The 21,896-nt window shown below is 57.2% G+C and carries 19 protein-coding genes and 2 pseudogenes; 13 read left to right on the top strand and 8 right to left on the bottom strand.

Features of this window, described 5'->3' with window-relative positions:
• The 3 genes from LEPTO7104_RS35030 to prfC all read left to right on the top strand — a co-directional run bounded on the left by LEPTO7104_RS35030 (position 1) and on the right by prfC (position 3,051).
• A complete protein-coding gene (locus tag LEPTO7104_RS35030) occupies positions 1-588 on the top strand; it encodes a DUF4040 domain-containing protein (RefSeq protein WP_083887193.1) in 588 nt (195 codons plus the stop codon).
• Positions 588-1,253, top strand: coding sequence for a Na(+)/H(+) antiporter subunit B (locus tag LEPTO7104_RS0123420; protein ID WP_017301024.1), 666 nt, complete (start codon positions 588-590; stop codon positions 1,251-1,253). The genes LEPTO7104_RS35030 and LEPTO7104_RS0123420 overlap by 1 nt, the downstream gene beginning before the upstream one ends.
• Before the next feature lie 151 nt (positions 1,254-1,404).
• Positions 1,405-3,051: a peptide chain release factor 3 gene (prfC, locus tag LEPTO7104_RS0123415; protein WP_017301023.1), complete on the top strand. Its 1,647-nt coding sequence runs from the start codon at positions 1,405-1,407 to the stop codon at positions 3,049-3,051.
• 244 nt (positions 3,052-3,295) lie between these two features.
• On the opposite strand, the gene LEPTO7104_RS0123410 is transcribed toward prfC, so the two are convergent.
• Positions 3,296-3,979 (bottom strand): DUF533 domain-containing protein, encoded by a 684-nt coding sequence (locus LEPTO7104_RS0123410; protein WP_017301022.1) that lies wholly within the window; start codon positions 3,977-3,979, stop codon positions 3,296-3,298.
• 361 nt (positions 3,980-4,340) lie between these two features.
• Between LEPTO7104_RS0123410 and LEPTO7104_RS0123405 the strand changes: the two genes are divergently transcribed.
• The 8 genes from LEPTO7104_RS0123405 (at position 4,341) to LEPTO7104_RS35020 (ending at position 13,731) form a co-directional block, all read left to right on the top strand.
• Positions 4,341-6,071: a diflavin flavoprotein gene (locus LEPTO7104_RS0123405; RefSeq protein WP_017301021.1), complete on the top strand. Its 1,731-nt coding sequence runs from the start codon at positions 4,341-4,343 to the stop codon at positions 6,069-6,071.
• A 271-nt stretch (positions 6,072-6,342) separates the two neighbouring features.
• On the top strand, positions 6,343-6,867 hold the full coding sequence (locus tag LEPTO7104_RS0123400; RefSeq protein WP_017301020.1) for a phosphate-starvation-inducible PsiE family protein: 525 nt from the start codon (positions 6,343-6,345) through the stop codon (positions 6,865-6,867).
• A gap of 228 nt (positions 6,868-7,095) precedes the next feature.
• Positions 7,096-8,844 (top strand): diflavin flavoprotein, encoded by a 1,749-nt coding sequence (locus tag LEPTO7104_RS0123395; protein ID WP_026073011.1) that lies wholly within the window; start codon positions 7,096-7,098, stop codon positions 8,842-8,844.
• A gap of 29 nt (positions 8,845-8,873) precedes the next feature.
• A complete protein-coding gene (locus tag LEPTO7104_RS0123390) occupies positions 8,874-9,101 on the top strand; it encodes a hypothetical protein (RefSeq protein ID WP_017301018.1) in 228 nt (75 codons plus the stop codon).
• 257 nt (positions 9,102-9,358) lie between these two features.
• Positions 9,359-9,616, top strand: coding sequence for a Calvin cycle protein CP12 (locus tag LEPTO7104_RS35025; protein WP_017301017.1), 258 nt, complete (start codon positions 9,359-9,361; stop codon positions 9,614-9,616).
• 276 nt (positions 9,617-9,892) lie between these two features.
• Positions 9,893-10,993: a sodium-dependent bicarbonate transport family permease gene (locus LEPTO7104_RS0123380; protein ID WP_017301016.1), complete on the top strand. Its 1,101-nt coding sequence runs from the start codon at positions 9,893-9,895 to the stop codon at positions 10,991-10,993.
• 90 nt (positions 10,994-11,083) lie between these two features.
• The gene (locus tag LEPTO7104_RS0123375) at positions 11,084-11,416 is read left to right on the top strand and encodes a P-II family nitrogen regulator (protein WP_017301015.1); all 333 of its coding nucleotides are present in this window, start codon (positions 11,084-11,086) and stop codon (positions 11,414-11,416) included.
• Between the two features lie 563 nt (positions 11,417-11,979).
• Positions 11,980-13,731: a recombinase family protein gene (locus LEPTO7104_RS35020; protein ID WP_017301014.1), complete on the top strand. Its 1,752-nt coding sequence runs from the start codon at positions 11,980-11,982 to the stop codon at positions 13,729-13,731.
• Positions 13,732-13,742: 11 nt separating this feature from the next.
• On the opposite strand, the gene LEPTO7104_RS0123365 is transcribed toward LEPTO7104_RS35020, so the two are convergent.
• From LEPTO7104_RS0123365 to LEPTO7104_RS37300, 3 genes and pseudogenes are all read right to left on the bottom strand, one after another.
• Positions 13,743-15,113 carry an IS4 family transposase gene (locus LEPTO7104_RS0123365; protein ID WP_083886984.1) on the bottom strand — a complete coding sequence of 457 codons (1,371 nt, stop codon included), beginning with the start codon at positions 15,111-15,113 and terminating at the stop codon, positions 13,743-13,745.
• Positions 15,114-15,538: 425 nt separating this feature from the next.
• Positions 15,539-16,117: pseudogene (locus LEPTO7104_RS0123355) on the bottom strand (reverse transcriptase N-terminal domain-containing protein); the annotation flags it as partial.
• A 538-nt stretch (positions 16,118-16,655) separates the two neighbouring features.
• Positions 16,656-17,252: a hypothetical protein gene (locus LEPTO7104_RS37300; RefSeq protein ID WP_017301011.1), complete on the bottom strand. Its 597-nt coding sequence runs from the start codon at positions 17,250-17,252 to the stop codon at positions 16,656-16,658.
• A 329-nt stretch (positions 17,253-17,581) separates the two neighbouring features.
• Here LEPTO7104_RS37300 and LEPTO7104_RS0123345 point away from each other — a divergent pair, with 329 nt between their 5' ends.
• Both LEPTO7104_RS0123345 and LEPTO7104_RS35010 read left to right on the top strand, forming a co-directional pair.
• Positions 17,582-18,298: a response regulator transcription factor gene (locus LEPTO7104_RS0123345; protein WP_017301010.1), complete on the top strand. Its 717-nt coding sequence runs from the start codon at positions 17,582-17,584 to the stop codon at positions 18,296-18,298.
• Entirely contained in the window at positions 18,285-19,469 is a 1,185-nt protein-coding gene (locus tag LEPTO7104_RS35010; protein ID WP_071527301.1) for a sensor histidine kinase, read from the top strand. Before LEPTO7104_RS0123345 ends, LEPTO7104_RS35010 begins: the two co-directional genes overlap by 14 nt.
• Here LEPTO7104_RS35010 and lepB read toward each other — a convergent pair.
• The 4 genes and pseudogenes from lepB to LEPTO7104_RS35005 form a co-directional block, all read right to left on the bottom strand.
• Positions 19,433-19,981: a signal peptidase I gene (gene lepB, locus LEPTO7104_RS38595; RefSeq protein ID WP_026073010.1), complete on the bottom strand. Its 549-nt coding sequence runs from the start codon at positions 19,979-19,981 to the stop codon at positions 19,433-19,435. The genes LEPTO7104_RS35010 and lepB overlap by 37 nt on opposite strands.
• Positions 19,959-20,534 carry a hypothetical protein gene (locus tag LEPTO7104_RS0123330; protein WP_017301007.1) on the bottom strand — a complete coding sequence of 192 codons (576 nt, stop codon included), beginning with the start codon at positions 20,532-20,534 and terminating at the stop codon, positions 19,959-19,961. Before LEPTO7104_RS0123330 ends, lepB begins: the two co-directional genes overlap by 23 nt.
• A 9-nt stretch (positions 20,535-20,543) precedes the next feature.
• A complete protein-coding gene (locus tag LEPTO7104_RS0123325) occupies positions 20,544-20,807 on the bottom strand; it encodes a hypothetical protein (RefSeq protein WP_017301006.1) in 264 nt (87 codons plus the stop codon).
• A gap of 805 nt (positions 20,808-21,612) precedes the next feature.
• Positions 21,613-21,896 (bottom strand): annotated as a pseudogene (locus LEPTO7104_RS35005) (transposase); the annotation flags it as partial.

Raw genomic sequence — 21,896 nt, 5'->3', positions numbered from 1 at the left:
ATGATGGCCAGCTATGTCTACGCCATTATGCTGCTGCTGCCGCTGTCGGCGGCGATGGTGGTTTTTCAGCAGAACCCCTACCAGGCGCTGGTGCTGCGGGGCATTTTGGGGGCGATCGCGGCCCTGGTCTATGCCATGCTGGGCGGAGCCGACGTGGCGCTGACCGAAGCCCTGGTGGGGACCATGCTGGCGATTACCCTCTACGTGGTGGCGGTGCGATCGTCCCTGGTGATGCGGCTGGGGGTGCTGGAGGGCGAGGGGGCGAAAAACAATCTGCAGTGGCAGCCCATGCTCGACTACCTGCGGGCCATGCTGAAGCGCTACCAGCTGCGGCTGGAGCTGGTGCCCTACGCCGATGAGCAGACGCTGCGCCAGGGACTGGCGGCCAAAGAGGTGCACGGCATCTGCCTGATGGACCGTCCTGGCCCCGCCGCTGAGGCGGTGGCCCCCCGCATTCTGGTGCGGGTGCGGCGGCTGGCAGACATTTTTGCGACCGAACTGCCGGGGGCGATCGCAGAGGCCAGGCTATATGGCGACGACGATCTCGGCCCCTTACCCGAGGCCCCCACCCTAACGGAGGAACAGTGATGATCTGGGTTTACCTGACGGCAGGGGTACTCTTTTTCTTCAAGATGCTGATTTTGCCCGACCCGGCGACGGCCAGCGCTGAACTGGCGGTGGTAGATGCGATCGCCGCCGATACCGGCATTCCCAACGCGGTATCGGGGATTATCTTTCGCAATCGCCTCTACGACACTCTGTTTGAAGTCGTAGTGTTTAGCCTTGCGGTTATGGGGGCCAAGTACCTGCTGGCTGACGAAACCCCTTCGGTTCCCTTCTACAGCTTTACCGACCAGCCGTCCATTGTGCTGGCCCGGCTTGGCGCTACCATCGCCGCTCTGGTGGGTATCGAACTGGCGATTCGGGGCCACCTCAGCCCCGGGGGCGGCTTTGCGGCCGGGGTAGCGGGCGGCACGGCGATCGGTCTAATCGCCATTACGGCCCCTTCGCCCGAGTGGATGCAGGCGATCTACGAGCGCTGGCGGGCCGCCGCCTGGGAAAAGGTTTCGGTGCTAATTTTCATTCTTCTGGCGGTGCTGACCCTGGTCGGCGTTGAGCTGCCCCCTGGCCAGTTTGGTACGCTGCTGAGCGGCGGCGTGATCCCGCTGCTGAATATGCTGGTGGCGCTCAAGGTGGCCCTGGGGTCCTGGGCGATCGCGCTATTGTTTATTCGCTACCGGGGGCTGCTGTAGAATCCCCTCTCTCAAAGCCGCACCGCTCTGGGGGCAGGCAGGGCGAAGCCTGGAGCCAGGATCAGCACCCGGCAGCCCGGTTTCGCTTCGCTGGAGCCACCCTCTACAATAGATAGAGAGAAGTACCAATTTTTACGAGTATCGCGAGTTCATGACTGACGCCGCCGCAACCGCCGCCGAGATTTCCGCCGACATCGCCGATGCGGTCGAGCAGCGGCGCAATTTTGCCATCATTTCCCACCCCGACGCCGGTAAAACGACGCTGACCGAAAAGCTGCTGCTCTACGGAGGCGCAATTCAGGAAGCCGGGGCGGTGAAGGCCAAGCGAGCCCAGCGCAGCGCCACCTCCGACTGGATGGAGCTGGAGCAGCAGCGGGGCATTTCGATTACCTCCACGGTGCTGCAATTTGCCTACGGCGGCTACACCATCAACCTGCTCGATACCCCCGGCCACCAGGACTTTAGCGAAGACACCTACCGCACCCTGGCCGCCGCCGACAACGCCGTCATGCTCGAAGACGCCGCCAAAGGTCTAGAACCTCAAACCCTGAAGCTGTTTGAGGTGTGCCGCATGCGCGCCCTGCCTATCTTCACCTTCTTCAACAAGATGGACCGTCCGGCGCGGGAACCCCTGGAGCTGCTGGATGAGATCGAGCAGCGGCTGGGGCTGCAAACCTACGCGGTCAACTGGCCGATTGGGATGGGCGATCGCTTCAAGGGCGTATTCGACCGTCGCCACCGCCAGATTCACCTGTTCGAGCGCAGCATCCACGGCAAGCGCGCCGCCAAAGACACCGTGATTGACCTGGGCGACCCGGCGATCGAAGACCTGCTCGACCAAGACCTCTACTACCAGTTCAAAGAAGAGCTGGAGGTGATTGAAGAGCTGGGGCCAGCGCTCGATTTAGAGGCCGTCCACGCCGGGCAGCAAACTCCGGTGTTTTTCGGCAGCGCCATGACCAACTTTGGCGTCCAGCTATTTCTTGATGCCTTTCTCGACTACGCCCTCAAGCCCTCGGCCCGCAGCAGCACCCTGGGCCAAATTCCCCCCACCAACGAAGACTTTTCGGGGTTTGTGTTTAAGCTCCAGGCGAATATGGACCCCAAGCACAGGGACCGCATCGCCTTTGTACGGGTGTGCTCCGGCAAGTTTGAGAAAGATATGGTGGTCAGCCACGCCCGCAGCGGCAAGTCGGTGCGCCTATCGCATCCCCAAAAGCTGTTCGGCCAGGGCCGCGAATCTCTCGAAGAAGCCTACCCCGGCGACGTGATTGGCCTGAATAACCCCGGCGTGTTCGCGATCGGCGACACCATCTACCAGGGCAAGCGGCTGGAGTACGACGGCATTCCCTGCTTTTCGCCCGAGATTTTTGCCTACCTGAAGAACCCCAACCCCTCCAAGTACAAACAGTTTCAAAAGGGGGTGTCTGAGCTGCGCGAAGAGGGGGCGGTGCAGATCATGTTTTCCGCCGACGAGTCGAAGCGCGACCCGATTCTCGCCGCTGTGGGCCAGCTCCAGCTAGAGGTGGTGCAGTACCGCATGCAGCACGAGTACAACGTCGAAACCCGCATTGAGCCATTGCCCTACTCCGTCGCTCGCTGGGTCGATGGCGGCTGGGAAGCGCTGGAAAAAGTCGGGCGACTGTTTAACACCGTCACTGTAAAAGACAGCTGGGATCGCCCGGTGCTGCTGTTCAAAAACGAGTGGAATTGTCAGCAGATTCAGTCTGACCATCCCGAACTCAAGCTCAGTGCGATCGCCCCCGTGGTCTCTGGCAAAGAACCGGAGTCGCTGTAGCGATCGCAAGGCACAAGAACGACGTACAGCGCCAAAATTGAGCATTGGCCGCGATTGCTCTTACCATGCCATTTTCATGCGTCCCGTAGGGTGCATTCGCGAAGCAATGCACCAGACCCGTACAGTGAGAAATCCGTTAAACGAGAGCGGTGCATTGCGGCGATCGGGAATGAGTCGGACATTTCTGGAAGGTGCTTTGGCCGCGAGTGCACCCTACTTTCTAACCCCAACCATGCAGACCGCCCTACAGCAGCGGTGTCACATCTTCGCCGCAGTCGTCAGCCAGGTACGACAGGGCGCGAAACCGCAGGCCCACCAGCTGATCGTATAGCGGGTTAATTTTGCACATGGGCGGAATGTGCATCAGCTTTTTCTTAAACAGCACCACATCGCGCTCAAAGGGGCACTGAGACGGAATCAGCTTGCACACAAAGCGGGCCAGGCGCGGGTCGTGCACCTCTAGCTGGTCGAGCCATTCGCGGGCGGGCTTGAGCGGGTCGAGCTTGCCGTTGGTGGGGGGACGCAGGCCAGCGGCAACGGCGGCATTCTCGGGCTTGAGGCTGTAGAGGGTCGATCGCACCGAGGCGAGCACCGTTTCTTGCAGATTTAGGGCCTCACACAGCGCCTGGAGCTGGGCGTCTTCTTCGACGGAATACACGCCGTCGGCCAGGGCCACCATCACCGCCATGCGCAGAAAGTTTTCGGCCATATGGGGGTCGTTCCCCAGCACCCGAGCCACCTCGGCGGGGGTAACGGGTTCAAAGTGCTCAAAATCCAGCTCTGGAGCCAGTTCGTCTTCGGTGATCTTGGCAATCAGCGCCTTTTCGTCTTCATCGAAGTTGCCGTCTGCCCAGGCCATGGTGAGCAGCCCCCGGAGCCAGACTTTAATCTGCTCGCGGGTATAGGGGGACTGGGTAACTACGGACATAGATCCTCCTCAGCGGATATCACGATATGGGCATCGCGATGCGGGGTTGTCAATCAAACGATGCCTCAATCAATGGGCTGTAACGCTTCAATCTTAACCTCGCTAGCCTGAGACTGCCCTGCCAGAGTCGCGGGATCGCGTGCTTTGGGCAGCGGCTCCGACAGGGCAATGGCCCGTGGGGAGCAGCGGGCATTACTCCACCCCTGAGTTGCCTCAATACATTTGCAAAATAAATGCTAATGGATTTTAGGTATATAAATTCCTAATCATTTGGTTTTGAAATCGGCATTTTACAAACAAGCTGATTGCGTTCAACATTGACTGAAATACATTCAAGTCTCAATGAGGATAGATATATTCGATGGTTTCCCTGGCCACTTTAGAACTAGCCTCTGCCCCAGCCCACCGCCTTACCCTACAAACGGCGGCGATCGCCCCCGACTCCACCGCCATCCGCTGCCTGGACTGGGATCGCGATCGCTTCGACATTGAGTTTGAGCTGCAAAACGGCACCACCTACAACTCGTTTCTAATTCGGGGCGAGAAGACGGCGCTGATCGATACCTCCCACGGCAAGTTCAAAGATCTGTACCTGGCGGAGCTTCAGGCGTTGGTGAATCCAGCCGAGATTGACTATTTGATTGTCAACCACACCGAGCCCGACCACAGCGGCCTGATTGGCAACCTGCTGGCCCTGGCCCCCCAGATCACGGTGGTGGCCTCTAAGGTGGCGATTCAGTTTTTGCAGAACCAGCTTCACCGCCCCTTTGGGTTCCAGATGGTGAAAAGCGGCGATCGCCTGGATTTGGGCAACGGCCACGAGCTGACGTTTATTTCGGCCCCCAACCTGCACTGGCCCGACACCATGCTCACCTACGACGGCAGCACCGGGGTGCTCTACACCTGCGATGTGTTTGGCCTGCACTACTGCGACGACAGCCTCTACGATGAAATGCCCACGCTGCTGGAGGCCGATTTTCAGCTGTACTACGACTGTCTAATGGGGCCGAATGCCCGCTCGGTGCTGGCGGCGCTGAAGCGGATAGAGCCCTTCGCCATTGGCCAGATTGCCACCGGCCACGGCCCGCTGCTGCGCCACCACATCGCTGACTGGACAGGGCGCTACCGCACCTGGAGTGAGGCCCAGGCCCAGGCCGAACCCTTTGTGGCGATCTTTTACGCTGGAGAATACGGGCACAGCGATCGCATTGTCCACGCCCTCGGCCAGGGGTTGCTCAAAACCGCCACCGCCGTAGAGCTAGTAGATTTGCTCGATACCGATATCCCCGCCGTGCGGGAGCTGGTGTCCACCGCCGCTGGCCTGGTTTTGGGTATGCCGCCCCAGACCGCCCCCGGTTTAGAGCCAATACTCAGCACCATTCTCGCCGCCGCCCACCCCAAACAGGCGATCGGGCTGTTTGAAACCGGCGGCGGCCAGGATGAGCCAATCTTTCCCCTGCGCAATCGATTTCAGGAGCTGGGCCTGGAATCGGCTTTTGAGCCAATTTTGATCAAAGCAACTCCCACCGAGGCCACCGACAAACTCTGCGAAGAAGCAGGCACCGACCTGGGCCAGTGGGTCAACCGGGACCGCACCCAAAAGCAGGGTCAGTCCCACAACTCGGGTCTGGATCAGGCGCTGGGGCGACTCAGCACCGGACTCTATATATTGACCGCGCGCAAGGGCGACGTCACCAGCGCCATGCTGGCCTCCTGGGTGATTCAGGCCAGCACTGAACCTCCCGGTATCGCGATCGCGGTCGCCAAAGATCGCGCCATTGAATCGCTGCTGCACTGGGGAGACACCTTTGTGCTCAACGTGCTGGAAGAGGGCAACTACCAGCGGCTGATGAAGCACTTTCTCAAGCGCTTTCCCCCAGGGGGCGATCGCTTTGAGGGCGTGGCCACCTACGCCGCCACCAACGGCTCCCCCATTTTGGCCGAAGCCCTGGCCTACCTGGAATGCACCGTCAACCACCGCATGGAAGCCGCCGACCACTGGATGATTTACTGCACCGCCAAGACCGGACGGGTAGCGAAACCCAATGGGCTGACGGCAGTGCACCACCGGAAGGCGAGTAACCACTATTGATTTTGGAATGGCGAAATCCCCCAATAGTGCATTACGGCTAAGGCCCAAATTAACGGCAATCCGCAGAGCTATCTAGCGAAATTCCCCAATGGTGCATTACGGCCAAGGCCTAAATTAAGGGCAATCCGCAGAGCTATCCACGGCCTAATGCACCCTACGGCCTGCTCCTCCCCATCTCCCCCATCTCCCCCATCCCCCCTCATCTCCCCCCATCCCCCCTCATCTCCCCCACCCCCCCTCTCCCCCCTCACCCCCTATCCCCTCACCCCCTATGCAAACTCTCCCTACATCCTCCCGCTGGGCCACCTGGCTAAACGGCACTTATGTGGTTCGTCTGCTGGAATTGGTGCAAGACCTGATTGTGATTTCCCTCTGTATCGGGCTGTTTAGCTTCATGGTGATGCAGCTGCGGGAAATGTTTTTGTCGCTGCTGCCGCCGCTCAACTTTCCCGAGGTGACCTCTGACATTCTCTTTTTGCTGATTTTGGTCGAGCTGTTTCGGCTGCTGATTATCTACCTGCAAGAGCATCGAGTCTCGATTGGGGTGGCGGTCGAGGTATCAATTGTGTCGGTGCTGCGAGAAATTATTGTGCGCGGCGTGCTCGATACCCCCTGGACCCAGGTGCTGGCGAGCTGTGCGTTCTTGATGGTGCTGGGCGGACTGCTGGTGGTGCGGGTCTGGATTCCGCCCACCTTCGATGGCGTTGACCCCGAACAGGAGGTTTCCCGTCGCCATCGCATTCGCTTTGCCCAAGACCTGGCCGAACGGGCTGCGGTGAAGCCGCCTCTCGATTGATCACGTCCCACACTGAATCCGCCTTGGTTGCCCTAGTTGGACCGTGCAAACGCCATAAAACCTCTGGCTTGGCTTCGCCTGTGCCCCTACGCCAGCCGCCTGTTTGAAATTGGGGTTAGGCGACTCAAATTTGGCATCACCCATCAATCCGAAATCCCCAATCCAAAATCCCCAATCCAAAATCCCCAATCCAAAATTGACCCCGCTCACCCTACCCACGCTTTTCCCATGACCTTGACTACCCCCTCAGCCCCTCTCCCCACCACTGTCCATCCCCGCGATGTGCAGGTCGCCGCCATTGGGCCTCAGTCGCAGGTGCTGCGATCGCGCACCTGGGACCGCCTCAAGTTTGAGGTGGAATATAGCCGCCAGCGGGGCACCACCGCCAATGCCTACCTGATTCGGGCCGATAAAACGGCGCTGATCGACCCCCCCGGCGAATCGTTTACCGACCTCTTTTTGACGGAACTACAGCGCCAGGTGAATCTGGCGCAGATCGACTACATCGTCACCAGCCACGTCAACGCCAACCGACTGGCGACCCTGACCCGGCTGCTGGATTTGGCCCCTCAGGCCCAGATTGTCTGTTCGCGGGCGGCGGTCAACACCCTGAAGCTGGCCCTGGGCGATCGCGCCCACCGCCTTTACCCGGTGCGCTCTGGGGAAAGCCTGGATCTGGGCCAGGGCCACGTGCTGGATTTTGTGGGAGTGCCCACGCCCCGCTGGCCCGATGGGCTGTGCACCTACGACCCGGCCAGCCAGATTCTCTACAGCGACAAGCTGTTTGGCGCCCACCGCTGTGACGATGCCCTGTGGGACGAGCAGTGGCGGCAGCTGGAGGGCGATCGCCGCTACTATTTCGACTGCCTGCACAGCCCCCAGGCCAAACAGGTGGAAACCGCCCTGGACCTGATTGAGCCCCTGCCGATTAAAACCCTGGCTCCGGGCCATGGTCCCCTGGTGCGCTACAGCCTCAGCCGCCTGGTGCAAGACTATCGCCAGTGGTGCCAGCACCAGGCCCAGCAGCCGCTGCGGGTGGCGCTGCTCTACGCCTCGGCCTACGGCAACACGGCTCGGCTTGCCGATGCGATCGCCCAGGCTCTCCACGCGGCCCAGGTTGCCGTGGAGGCGATCAACTGCGAACAGGCTGACCCCAACCGCCTGGTGGATACCCTCAACCAGTGTGACGGCTTTATTTTGGGCTCGCCCACCCTGGGCGGCCATGCCCCGGTGCAAGTGCAAACCGCCCTGGGCCTGATTTTGGCCAGTGTGCCCAAAACGAAGCTGGTGGGCGTGTTTGGCTCCTACGGCTGGAGCGGCGAGGCGATCGACCAGCTGGAGCGCAAGCTCAAGGATGCCAGCTATCCCTTTGGCTTTGAGCCGCTGCGGGTGCGCTTTAGCCCCGACGGAGCGGCCCTGGAAGCCTGTGCGGCGGCGGCCACCCAGTTTGCCCAGCGCCTGCGCAAGCGCCAGAAGCGGCAGGGGGTAAGACCGGCGATCGCCGCTGCCCAAGGCGATCGCACCGCCCAGGCCCTGGGCCAAATTATCGGCTCTCTCTGCGTTGTCACCACGCAGCAGCAGGGCCGTCACGCGGGGCTGCTCACCGCCGGGGTGGCCCAGGCCAGCTTTAGCCCCCCCGGCCTGATGCTGACCCTGCCGCAGGAGGCCCCTGAAACCAGCCAGTTTCGCCCCGGCAGCGGCTTTGTGCTGAACATTCTCAAGGAGGGCCGGGCCGTGCGCCGCCATTTTTCGACCCAGGGGTACTCTACCGACGCCTTCGACCAACTGCCCTTTGGACTGGCCGCCAACGACTGCGCCATTCTCATCGACGCCCTGGCCTACCTAGAGTGCACCGTGGTTGAGCAGTCCCCAGCAGGCGACCAGGTGCTGATCTATGCCACAGTGCAGCGGGGCGAGTTGATAGCCGCCGACGGTATGCCCGCCATCAATCACCAGACAGCGGCCCAGCGGCCTTAGCCGCCCCGTTCCCCTACCCCGAGGTTGCCATGCCTAAACTTCACCACACCACCCAGGAAGGCTGGGCGATTCATGTCTACGATCGCGATCGCCGCCTGCTTTGCACCGTCGAACCCTCCCACGGCTGGATGTTTGTCGCTGGGCTTGCCCTGGGCCTCATGCTGGCGATCGTCGGCTACAACTTGCCCCAAACACCAACCACAGCAGCGCCGCCGCGCCCCAATTCAGACATGGTGGCGCCGCTGCAAATCGATTGACCCGGCTCAGGTCGCCCCACTGGGACGACCCACGGTGCCTTTGCCGCCCCGGCCACAGCGGCAAAGGCTTGATACTGCTACGCCCTGGCAGCCGTGAACCATTCCCCCCGGCCTTCTCCACCCGTCTTTGCCCGGCCGTAAATGGTAAGAAAACCTGATGATAGATAACAAAAGACTATATGTAAAACCCATTGCTATTTGCCGAAATTATCATTAGGCTAAAAACAGTTCCACTACAGCACAGGAAACCATCCACCATGAGTTTGACCACTGCCCTATCGACCCCCAAGACCGCTCTCCAACCCACCCTGATCTCTCGGTTGCAGGTGGCCCTAGAGCATGCCCGCCGCCTGACCACCCTATACGGCACCAAAACTATAGACGTTGCGATCGCCTGGGAAACCGTCGAAGAACTCTCGACTGCCCATTGCCGTCAGGCGGTTCAGCCTTCGGCCTTCGATCGCTACTGTGATGCCCACCCCGACGCTCCGGAGTGCCGCATCTACGAAGACTGACGACGGTCTTCGGCCCACGCGTTGCGCCTCACACCCTCTCACACAGCACAGGCGGGAACTCCGGTTCCCGCTTTTTTTTGGGCACAAAAAGCTGCATTCATAAAGAAAAACTTATGACTTAGATTTGGCATTGCTTTATCAGCGCGCCCAACACCGGGTAAATCAGGATAGATTCCAGGATAGACTTATTTGCATCGAGATTGAAGTCTGGATAGATTCATGTCTATGCGTGTTCGCCGTCTTGACCCCTAAACCCTGATAGAGGAGGAATTAAACGTGGATTTCTTGTCCGAGTTCTTGACAAAATTTGGGGCGCAGCTGCAGTCCCCGACGCTCGGCTTTCTGATTGGCGGTATCGTCATTGCCGCCCTCGGTAGCGAGCTAGCCATTCCCGATGCGATCTATAAGTTCATCGTCTTCATGCTGCTGATCAAGGTTGGCCTGAGCGGCGGCATTGCGATTCGCAACGCCAATCTGGCAGAGATGCTGCTGCCCGCGCTGTTCGCCGTGGTAACAGGGATTCTAATTGTCTTCATCGCGAGCTACACGTTGGCCAAGCTGCGGGGTATCAGAACCGTCGATGCCCTGGCGACCGGAGGCCTGTTCGGAGCCGTGAGTGGCTCTACCCTCGCCGCTGGCATCACGGTACTGGAAGGGCAAGGCGTTCAATACGAGGCCTGGGCCGGCGCCCTCTATCCCTTTATGGACATCCCCGCGCTCGTAACAGCGATTGTCCTGGCCAGTATCTATAGCAACAAGCAGAAGCGCGAAAAGTATCGCAAAAATGAGGAGTATCTGAGCAAAGAAGCGTATCACGGTGAGCAGGGCGGGGGTGTCGCTGTCCTCAGCAAGCCAAGCGGTTCTGAAAGCGATAAGGTCAAAATCTGGCCTATTGTGAAAGAAAGTCTTCAGGGGTCTGCCCTATCGGCGCTGCTGCTCGGTCTCGCCCTGGGCATTTTAACTCGGCCTGAAAGTGTCTTTGAAAGCTTCTACGAGCCCCTCTTCCGTGGTCTGCTTTCAATTCTGATGCTGGTCATGGGCATGGAGGCCTGGGCGCGTCTCAACGAGCTGCGCCAGGTGGCCCAGTGGTACGCCCTGTACGCCTTTGTCGCGCCATTTCTGCACGGGTTTATCGCCTTCGGCCTCGGCATGATTGCCCACTACGCCACCGGATTTAGCCCTGGTGGCGTCGCGCTCCTGGCCATCATTGCCGCCTCTAGTTCAGACATCTCCGGGCCGCCCACGCTGCGAGCGGGCATCCCGTCGGCCAACCCGTCGGCCTACATCGGCGCGTCCACAGCTGTCGGCACGCCGGTTGCGATCGCACTGTGCATACCACTCTTTGTCGGTCTGGCCGAGGCGATGACGGGGGGCTAAACCCAGACGACGCGGGTCTGACCGCGCTTCCGTGGCCCAGTAACCCAGTGGTTCAAATTCAACGAATATACACGTAAGGAGACAACCTACATGGCCAAGCAAGCCAACAAGCTCGTTATCATCACAGAGAAATTGCTGCTGAAAAAAATTGCCCAGATCATCGATGAAGCCGGGGCGACTGGATATACGGTGCTGGAGACTGGCGGTAAAGGCAGTCGCAATGTCCGTTCGTCAGGACAACCCACCGTCTCCGACACCGAGTCGAATATAAAGTTCGAGGTGCTCACCGAAAATCGGGATATGGCCGAGAAGATTGCGGATCAGGTCGCACTGAAGTTTTTCAACGATTATGCGGGCATCGCCTATATCTGTAGCGCCGAGGTGCTGTACGGCCACAGTTTCTGTGGGCCAGAGGGCTGTTAAATCGAGATCGCGCAGACTTTACCAAAGCCGGGGCACAGCCCCGGTTTTTTGTGGCATGTTTCGGGCCTGCAAAACGCAAGCCTCTGCAAAGAAGACCTTGGCCTAGAGCCTATAGGCCGCGCAGAGTTGGGCTAAACAGTCGTTTTATTGGCCCATAGACAAGCAGGTCGAACGAGACCGTTAGTTAATACCCCTGTCAAGAACCCATCGGCAGAACCGGAAGGACTGGCAGAGATTGAAATTACTGACCCGATGCATCCGCTCTTTGGGCGACGGTTTACGCTGCTGTCCGTCTCCACTGCACCCAGAGCGATCGGGTATGCATCGGTGATCTACCAAGACCATATGCAATTGCGAATACCGCTGTCGGCAACCCATCTCGCCGCGCGGCGCGAATCCCTGGGAACTAAGCTCACGCTAGAGAGCGTGACCGAATTGGTCACGGTTGTTCACCAGGGTGACGCCGATGTCGATTTCTCCTCATCAGGTCTGGAGCCGCCTATCTCCAGCCCTGCAGGCCACCATCATCACAGACCTCATGACCATTTTTGAGGACATTATCCATGACCACCTCCGAGCTAGTGACGTCTTATCACCTGAAGCTGAAGGCCCTCATCTACATCCGCCAATCCAGTCCCCATCAAATCTTGAGCAATCAAGAAAGTCTGAAGCTCCAATATGCCCTACGACAAAGAGCCGTTGATCTAGGCTGGGCTGATACCCAAATCGAAATTATCGATAGTGACTTGGGCATGACGGCTGCGACCGCTGAGCATCGTGCTGGCTTTAAGGAATTGATTGCTCAAGTCACCTTAGGGCAGGTGGGCATTATCCTCTCCTACGACGTGACTCGCTTATCGCGCAACTGCTCCGATTGGTATCCGCTGTTGGATTTATGTGGATACCGCAACTGTTTGATTGCCGACCGCGACGGCGTGTATGACCCTGGCAGCGCCAACGGACGGTTGTTACTGGGATTGAAAGGGCAAATTTCAGAACTCGAGTTGCACACGATTCGCTCTCGGCTGCGGGCTGGAATCCTCAACAAAGCCCAGCGAGGGGAGTTAGCCTTGCGGTTACCCGTCGGGCTAGTGCGCGATGAGCAGGGTGTGGTTCATAAACACCCCAACCAGGAAATCCAAGACCGGATTACGCTAGTATTTGACACCTTTCTCAAGGTGAAGGCCGCCAGCCAGGTGGTCTGCACCTTCAGGGCCCAAGGCTTGTGCCTTCCCCGCCAAAATCGCTTTGGTGACATTACTTGGCGTGATCCGAGTATTGCGGCCATTCTCTCCATGCTCAAAAATCCGGCCTATGCCGGGGCCTTTGTCTATGGTCGAAGTCGAACCGTCCGGGACGGCCCGGCCTCTTCTCAAGCCAAACAAAAACAATTACCCCAACCGGAGTGGAGGATTCGGGTGAACGACAAATATCCCGCCTACGTTAGCTGGGAGGTCTACGAGCAGATTCAAGCTCAGCTAAAAGAGAACTATGCGGAGTATGACCGCAACAAAAGCCGGGGCATTCCCAGGCCGGGTGCCGCGTTGTTGCATGGGTTAGTATATTGCGGAGAATGTGGTCATAAACTGGTCGTCCAATACAAGACCGGCACTCGATATATCTGCAATTATCTGCGACAACAATATCGGGTGCTGGTGTGCCAATACATTCCGGCAGATCCGATTGACCACTATGTGGTGGAAGCCTTTTTGGCCGCCCTTTCGCCTCTGGAACTCGATGCTTACTCAGCCGCCCTTGAGACCCAAAAAAAGGCCTCAGATAGCCTCGAACACGGTCACCAGCAGCAGTTAAAACGGCTGCGCTATCAAGTGGCGCTAGCCGAGCGTCAGTATAACCAAGTCGACCCCGACAATCGCCTGGTGGCCGCAGAATTGGAAAGACGGTGGGAAGGCGCATTGCATGATCTGCAACAAGCCGAAGACAAGTATGACAAACGCCAAGTTCTACAACCCGAGCGCAGCCTTCCTCCTGCTTTGAAAACTGCCTTTCTCGATATTGGGAAAAAGCTCCCTGGCCTTTGGCAAGGCGACGTCTTGAGCCGCGTGCAAAAGAAAGCTCTGCTGCGGTGCCTGATTGATAAAGTCGTGATTCATCGGCTTGCCCGAGACCAGGTGCGCACCCGAATCATTTGGAAAGGGGGAGAGACCACAACGGCAGATCTCCCGGTTCCTGTTGGGGCACTCTCGGATCTCAGTAATGCTCAGGAGCTAGATGGCCGGGTTGTCACTCTCAGCCAACAGGGTTTGGATGACGAAACCATAGCGGAACAGTTGACTCAAGAAGAATGTCACTGACGTAAGCCCTATCAAGCTACCAGCTTAGCTTTCAGGACTGAGCGGGGTTCCTGCATTCTCGGGAACGGTTTGGGACGACGTTTGACGACTCGGGGTTCTGAACGGTTGGGGCGAAAGGGAACAATCAGCTCTTGCACAGCGCTTAACAAGGCCTGGTAGCCTCGCTGTTGCTGGGATGGAGCGAGATGGAGAAACTCGGGTCGGAAGTGATTAAATTGTTGCCGAGTGCCCTGAAGGGAGAGCCGTAACGCGTCGACCTCAGAGTCGGCAGTCGCCTCCCACATGAGGGTTCGCAGCAGATTGTAGGTCAACAGATGAACCCAAATGCTTTTGGTCACCATAGCGGGCGTTTTGGCGGCAATCATCTCCATAGCTAAGGTGGTCTTGAGATGCCTGAGATTGACTTCGGTGGCCTGCCAGCGGAGGTGATAGAGTTCGGCCAATTTAGCTTTGCGATACCGCTTGGCGTCCATCAGGGTGGTCACCACTACGATGTTGGTCGGTCGAAACCCAGGCGTCTGAATGGAGAGAAAGACTTCGCGTACCTCAATCGACTCGGGTAAGGCTTCAAACTCCTCAGGCGAGAGGGCGTCGGGGCATTGCTTGGGGCGTTGCCACCGGACAATGTGGTCGCCAATCCCAAGCTTTTTGCCACGCCTGAAATCGCAGCGGCGCTGATGGTGCTTGCGAAAAACGGCATCGGCTCCCGTCAGCGCGACCCAGGCCAGATCCACATAGGTGCCATAGGCCGAATCGGCCACCACCACATCCTCTGGGCGCAGGGTCTGGTAAAGTTGGCGGGCTAAGCGCCACTCACTCACCCGAAAAGGAGCCATCGCTACCTCCAAGACCGCTCCCGTAGTCACGCAAAACCACACCTGAAGCTTCAACAGCGGAAAGCCACAGCCCGTCTTCTGATTGCTGTGTTGGGGATACGCCGCTTGATTGGCCTTGGTATCACTCATCAAGACCGTCGTGGCATCAAAGGCCTTGACTCGGCGACCACACCACCGTTGTTCCGGGGATACTTTCCGTTGTAACGCCCTCGTCACTCGCTTTAGTAGGGGTGGGAAAATGGACTCGCTCAGGCGCTTACGCGCTTTACTGTACCCCCCGGTATCGGCTGACGGCGGCTCTAAGCCCGCCAGGCTCATCCAGGCCACCACCCGCTTGACCGCATGGCTGAGACTGCCATCGACATCAAGAACTTGGGAGATCCAACTCCACAGCACTACCATTGGGGTGTAGAGCACTTGGCGATAGGCGATGCCTTGTTCGTCCACTACAGCCTGGACTTCGGCTTCCGGTAGAACCTTGGCAAAGGGTAGACCGATACTGTTTTGGTATTTCTCCTTGAGGACATCCGCACGATTCGGCATCATAGAGACATGGTTTTGGGCTTCGACGCTTCGATCTTTACAGATCAAGCGCTTGAAGCCTTTTCTGCTCTCTTATGTCAGTGCCATTCGACTCAAGAAGGATTTCGCTCTCCTCTGGCCCCAACTTTATTGATGAGTACGGTCAGAACGATCCGCCTCAGACACCGCATCTTCAGGAAACGTAGTCAGTCTCATCCCCGTCAGGTGCCCGGCTACCTGACGATTCCTCAGATTGCGGCCAGTCTTAGAATCTCACCCCATTGGATTTACCATCGTATTAATACTGGCCAAATTGCTGTCACGCGCGATGCAGAGACGAAGCTATATTTGTTTCCGGATGCACCTGACACGCTGACTCAATTTCAGGATCTGTTATCTGAAAAGCTCGAGAAGCTACGTTTTTGAACGGAGTATCAAGATGTCCAATAGAAGCACTTGGCGATATCCGCATCCAGCACGTATTTGGCTTTCTGCTGGGTCGCCTGTTGAATCGCCCTGAGGGCGTCTTGTGCTGAGCGACCGGGTCTGAAACCGTAGGAGTGAGGCTCAAATTTGGCCTCCCACTGGGGTTCCAGTGCTAGTTTGACCAGGGCCTGGCGGGCTCGTTCGGTCATAGTCGGAATCCCGAGGGGCCGTTTTTCCGTTTTCCCTGGCTTGGGAATCAGCACCCGTCGAACCGGGGCTGATTTGTCGCTCAAGGAGAGGTTTTGGGCCAGTTGCAAGCGTTGAGCTGGGGTGAGGGATTTGACGCCATCAATCCCGGCTGTCTGCTTGCCCCGGTTGTCCTGGGTGACCTTACGCACCGCCAGGCAGCGAGCTGCCCATGACCGCATCAGGGTCTTTTGCAGTTTGTGAACGGTTTTCACATCACCATTCTGTTCAGCTCGGTAAATCCTCGTTTGCAGCTTGAACACCTTCGCCTCTAGCTGTCGCCAGGGGAGGGTCTTCCATTCCACTGTGGGCACGTTGGCCCCAGTCTTAGACGTTTGGACTGTGACTTGATTCATTACCATCAGTTCATCGTGTATCTGTTGGCCTATCCTGGGCATTACCCCAGGCCTTTGCTTTTGATACAATCCCGCCCGCTGAGGGCTTGTAGCGTGGCTGCCGACTCTGGGGTGAACCAGAGAGCGCCTCAGCGGGTTATTCCGTTCCGAATGACCATTGTTTGAATCCTTAGGGCGATGCTCTCCACCGGGTTAATGGGAAGTGCAGACTGGTCGAGACTGGAATCGCCAGTTCCCGTTTGCCTTGCCGTTTTGGCCTGGGCTGCTAACCGTCGTAGCCCACTTGACGTAACGATGGTTCTGACGCATCTTCGCTTTCGCTACCCATAGATTCTTTGCTAGACAGATTGCCGAGTACGGTTCTCGGAAGGGCTGCCGTTCATCCCCGCTTCACCCGCTTGAGAGCCAGTCGCACGAGTGGGGGAAGTGCTGTCACCGTTGCACCCACGGGGTAGGACTTACACCTACATGGCCATTCAGTTGTCAAGGTCTAAAGACCTTGCGCCTAATCCCCTGAAACTCAGGTGAGTTCCAGTTTCTAGGCAACGGCTCGCACCCAATCGTCATCATTCCTCACTGAGTTGATCACCCGGATTAAGGAGACGCCGATGTAGAGCACAAACAGCGCCCGCAGCACAGCAAAGACGATCGGAATAGCCGTCGCTGCATCCGGAAACTGAGTGGTGAAGAACTGCTCTGCCGCCTGAAAGAACAGCGCCTGGCTGGGCGTTGCTGCACTGAGCCAAACCCCACCGCCGAAGGCTATGGAGAGCACCGGCAGGGATTGAGCGCTCAGCCCCACCCGCTTGAACAGTTTTTGGACCGCCGGATTGCTGCGCAGCAGGGCTTTCACGGTCATGCTAGCCAGGCCAAACAGGCTTACCCCCAGCATGAAGGCGGGTTGGTGCAAAATCAGCTCCAGACTGAGAACACTGCCCGAAAGCAGCCAGGGGGTCAACTTCTTGAGCCGTTGCCGGAAGGCCACCGAAACGAGCGTCGATAGATTCCAGCGCTGTTTCAAAGCCGGTGGCGTATCGGTAGCGTGAGCATTCAAAGGCAGCGAATAGGCCAACGGAATCTCGCCAATTTTGTCGTTTGTATAGTCAGGATTTAGGGCGATAAATGGTGAAGTCATGGAAGTTCTCTCATTGAGTGGAAGGAATAACCCATCAGGGTTTGAACCTGATTTACTCAAGAGACTAAAGCTCCGTTATGACTCATCCGTGGAAACGATCAGCCAATTCTGTGACACCCAAACCGGCCTAATTATTGCGAATTGTAAAAGTTTAGGCTCCGAATATTCACGGGATCAAAAGAATAAGTGAGGATCCAATTAGACGCTATGCCCTGAGCGATGGCCATCGCCCCAGAGAGCTCCTGTGCTATGCCATCTCATCGCCTCAGCGGCAGCGCCTGATCTCAGTTTCGCTTCAACACTACTCTTCACACCAACCTTCAATACCCATGCAAATTCTCGTCATTGAGGATGAAGTCAATGTGGCTTCAATGATTCGGACGTGCGTAGAATCTGATGGTTATATCTGCCACGTCACCCACGATGGTCCCCAAGGACTGTTAGCCTTTCAAACCTATCAACCCGATGTCGTTTTACTCGATTTACGAATGCCGGGAATGGACGGGTTAGAAGTCTGCACCCGCATTCGCCAGTCTAAAGCCGCTAAAGATCCCTATATTTTGATGCTGACCGCAAAAGCCGATGAAATGGACCGAATTATCGGTTTTTCAACCGGTGTTGATGATTATCTGGCCAAGCCATTCAGTCCCCGTGAACTGCTGGTGCGTATCCGCGCCTTGCTGCGTCGCGAGATGCGGCAGCAGGCATCCGAATGCGATCCCATTGAGACGCCCCACTTCCTCATCGACACCGCTAAGCGCGAGGTCTGGGCCAAGTGGGAACCTGAGCAGCCTCAGTCAGTCACCTTGAGCGCTGTGGAATTTGATTTGCTGGTAACGCTCGCCAAAAGCACGGGTCGGGTCTGGAGCCGCACTCAACTGCTCGATCAGGTGTGGGGCATCGATTACCTCGGGGACGAGCGTACCGTCGATTCCTACATCAAGCGGATCCGCAAAAAGCTCAGCCTGGAAGTCAAGCGGCCCCAGTTCATCCGCACCGTGTCTGGGGTGGGCTACAGCTTCAATGACAGCCATGACCCACAGTAAGCCTGGCGTCCGCAGGCCATCGCTGAACCTGCGGATGCGGCTGTTGCTATCCCATATTCTGGTCGGGGCGCTCAGTGTGGGCCTGATTACAGCGATTTCTCACTTCTACAAATCCTTCGCCTTCACCCGCGAGGTTTACCATCTTCAACAAGGCATTGATCTGGAAAAAGGCATTCGCGAACGGGAGGCCTTCTCAAACCAAGATATTCTCACTCGATTTCACCGGGTCAACAATCAAGGCACCCTATTCTCTGTAGTGATTACAGTCCTCGCTTTAACGGCTTGGGGCTGTACAGTTGGCCAATTGGTTGTTTGCCCCCTCGGCAAAATTGAATGGGCCGTTCGCCAAGCGGCGGCTGGAGACTTAGCCACAAGGGTTCCCGCTAGCCATATTCCCGAAATTCATCGGCTCAGCCTGGGCATCAACAGCCTGATCGCTAGCCTTCAAGGGGTTGAAGAACGCCGACAGGAACTGATGGCGGATCTCGTCCATGAACTCCGCACCCCGATGACCGTCATTTACGGCTACGTGGAGATGTTCGAGGATGGCTTAGCGGTGTCGCCTGACATCACTCAGCCAATGCTGACCGAGATGGAGCGACTGGAACGCTTAATTCAGGACATGCTGGAACTCTCTAAAGTCGAGGCCGGACATCTTCCCCTTTACCTGGAAAGCTTTCAGCCCTTACCGGTGCTGCGTGACGTTCTCCAAATGCTCAGTGAGCAGGCCGTATTGGCCCAATGTCAGCTTCAACTGGATTGCTCGGATAACCTGCCCGAGGTCTTTGCCGACCGCGATCGCGTCAAGCAAATCTTGATCAATCTAGTCAGTAATGCGATCGCTCATGCCGCATCGGGCGCTGTCACCGTTCACCTTTGGACTCAGGCCAATGAGTTTTGGGTAGCTGTTAGCGACACCGGGGAGGGCATTGCCCCTGAAAACCTGCCTCGGGTGTTTGAACGGTTCTGGCGGGGCGACAGATCCCGCAACGTCAATGCGGGCAGCAGTGGCATCGGCTTGGCCATCACCCAGCGGCTGGTGGAGTTACAGGGAGGGCATATCGAGGTCGAGAGCGAATTGGGCATCGGAACTACATTCCGGTTCTGGCTCCCGATCTCAACCCCAGAACGGCCTCAAGACGCCACCTTGCCCCAGTGCGTCAGCGGGTAATAGCACCAGAGCGCATGACCGATGATGTCCTCAGCCGGGACAAAACCCCAGTAGTGGGAGTCATAGCTATGGTTCCGGTTGTCGCCCAGAACAAAGTACTTCCCCTCCGGCACCGTGATCGGCCCGATTCCATAATTTGGAGATGCCACCAGGTAGGATTCTTTGGAGGCTTTACCATTGACAAAGACTTTCCCAGCCTTGACCTCGACCACATCCCCTGGCAAGCCGATAATGCGCTTGATCAGGTCATCGTGGAGGTTCTGCGCCAGCAATTCTGGAGGTGCTTTGAAGACCACCACATCCCCGCGCTGGGGGGGATGAACGTGGTAGCTCAGTTTTTCGACGATGAGATGATCTCCCACCGACAATGTCGGCACCATGGAATCAGAGGGGATAAAGCGGGTCTCCGCCACAAACGTCCGGAGCCCCAGCGCCAGTAAAACGGCGACACTCAGGGTTCGAGTTGCCGTCAGCCAGCTAGAGGAAACGTTAAACGTATGGGTCTGAATCATGATGCCCACTGGATAGGGTTGTTTTCGCCCAGATATTTTTGTGCTGCCCTTGAGCAAAGGCTTGGGCCTGTTGAAGGGCTGCTGCGGCTGCTCTCGGCATCTGTCCAAGCGTGGCTGAGTCGAGTTTAGCCACGCCATCTGATAGCACAATGTCTTGGATATAGGTGCCCGTAGGGAGTTGCACGAGCGCGATCGGCAGTGCTGCTGCTGGATCAGAATCGAGTAATGTGACCTTGACTTGATTTCGCGAAGCCTCCAGCAACATCGAGAGAATCCCGGTCGCTTCACGTTGCCAACGCTCATCAGACTCCGCCAGTCCGACGAGTCGAAATTGAACCGGCGGTTGCCCCGGTTGGTGGGCTGTTAACAAAAAGCCGTGAACCTCATCAACCGTATAGTCGGAGCCTGAAGTATCGACACCTGACCTATCGGCGAACAGGCCCAGCCGCTCCCCTTGAACGATTATCACAGGAACCCCCAGCTTGAGCCCCAAAGGCAAGCACAGTGCCAATCCGTAAAAGAGCGGGGTCAGGCGCTTCCGAAGCAGTTTCATTGCTCCTCCCTAAAACAGGTTGTAGAAGAGAACTGCCTTAATCCGGCCCGAGAGCCTATTCCAGAAGGAAGACGGATGCTCTTCAGCGACCCCTGTGTCTGGCTGATCTATTTGGTCAATCAGTCGCAGCAATTCTCCAACTTGATGTTTTGCTCTTTCCAGTTCCTCAAGGGAAACCGGATGTTGGCCAATTTCAGCCAACGTGACTTGTGCTCCCTGAATCTTCTCCTCGAACTGTTCCCACAGAGATGCTTTCTCCGTCTCATCCTCCACAGCGGCGGAGATGTTCTGGAAAACGCCATCAGATCCACAGGTGCCCCTGAAGAAGATTGAGCCGTAATGGAACCGGCGATTTGGGTGGCCAGGCCACTCAGCTCCCCGCACATTGCCTGGAAAATCTCAGCCTCCTGCGGCGAAAGACCTTGCAAAAATATCGGACTCGCAAGCAAGTCCTCTAATCCCTGGTCATGAGTCATGGCCCTGCTAGCCTCCTCATCTCAGTTGATGAGTCTGAGTCTAGGGGGGGAATAGGGCAGAGATATGGACATTAGAGAGAAAATATATGGCCGTCGTTACTTGTCTAACGCCGCCCGAACTGAATGGGTTAGTTCGGGCAACCATAAAAAAGTGCAATTGTACTATCCGCAGGAGAGCGTGGATCCGCAAGTTGTGAGCATAGCAGTCGAACAAATGTTCTACTTGAGCCAACTTGGCCAAAATTGCTTGAAAGATACCCGAACTTTTATTTATTGGGGTAAGTTTGGGGTAAACAAGTAACTGTAAGGCTGAAACCCTTGCACATCAAGGATGAGTCGAGGACTGAAAATCCTCGTGTCGGCGGTTCAAGCCCGCCTCCTGGCATCATTTTAGCCTCGCCAATCAGATAATTTATTCTGATGTTTTGACGAGGATAGTACAAAGAAACCCCCAGTTACTAGACCTAGGGGTTTCTTTGAGAAACTCAAAGCCTTGGGGTGCGATCATGACGGCGGTTTGGAATGTGGCTGATTTCGGGTGAAGCTATAGATGAATGGCACTGACATAAGAGGACGTTTTAAAAGATCTGAGGGGTCAAAAATTATGCCAACCGCCTGACCATAATACGGATCATGGCCAGGTAGATGAGGGTCTCTGAGGTTTCGGGTAGCAGTTCATAATCTCGCACCAAACGTCGGCACCCCATCAGCCAACCGAGGGTACGCTCCACCACCCAGCGTTTCTTGAGCAGCACGAACCCTTTAGTTTGTTGAGGTCGCAGCACGACTTGGAGAATCCAAACGACAGGTATCCATCACCCACATCATGAAAGCAGGGCCATCAAAGCCCCCATCCGCCCAAATAATGGTCAGTCTCGAGATGGCA

The sequence above is a fragment of the Nodosilinea nodulosa PCC 7104 genome (genome assembly GCF_000309385.1).
Lineage (GTDB): Bacteria > Cyanobacteriota > Cyanobacteriia > Phormidesmidales > Phormidesmidaceae > Nodosilinea > Nodosilinea nodulosa.
The sequence above is the reverse complement of the archived record's forward strand: the minus strand, read 5'-3'. Positions and strand labels throughout refer to the sequence as shown.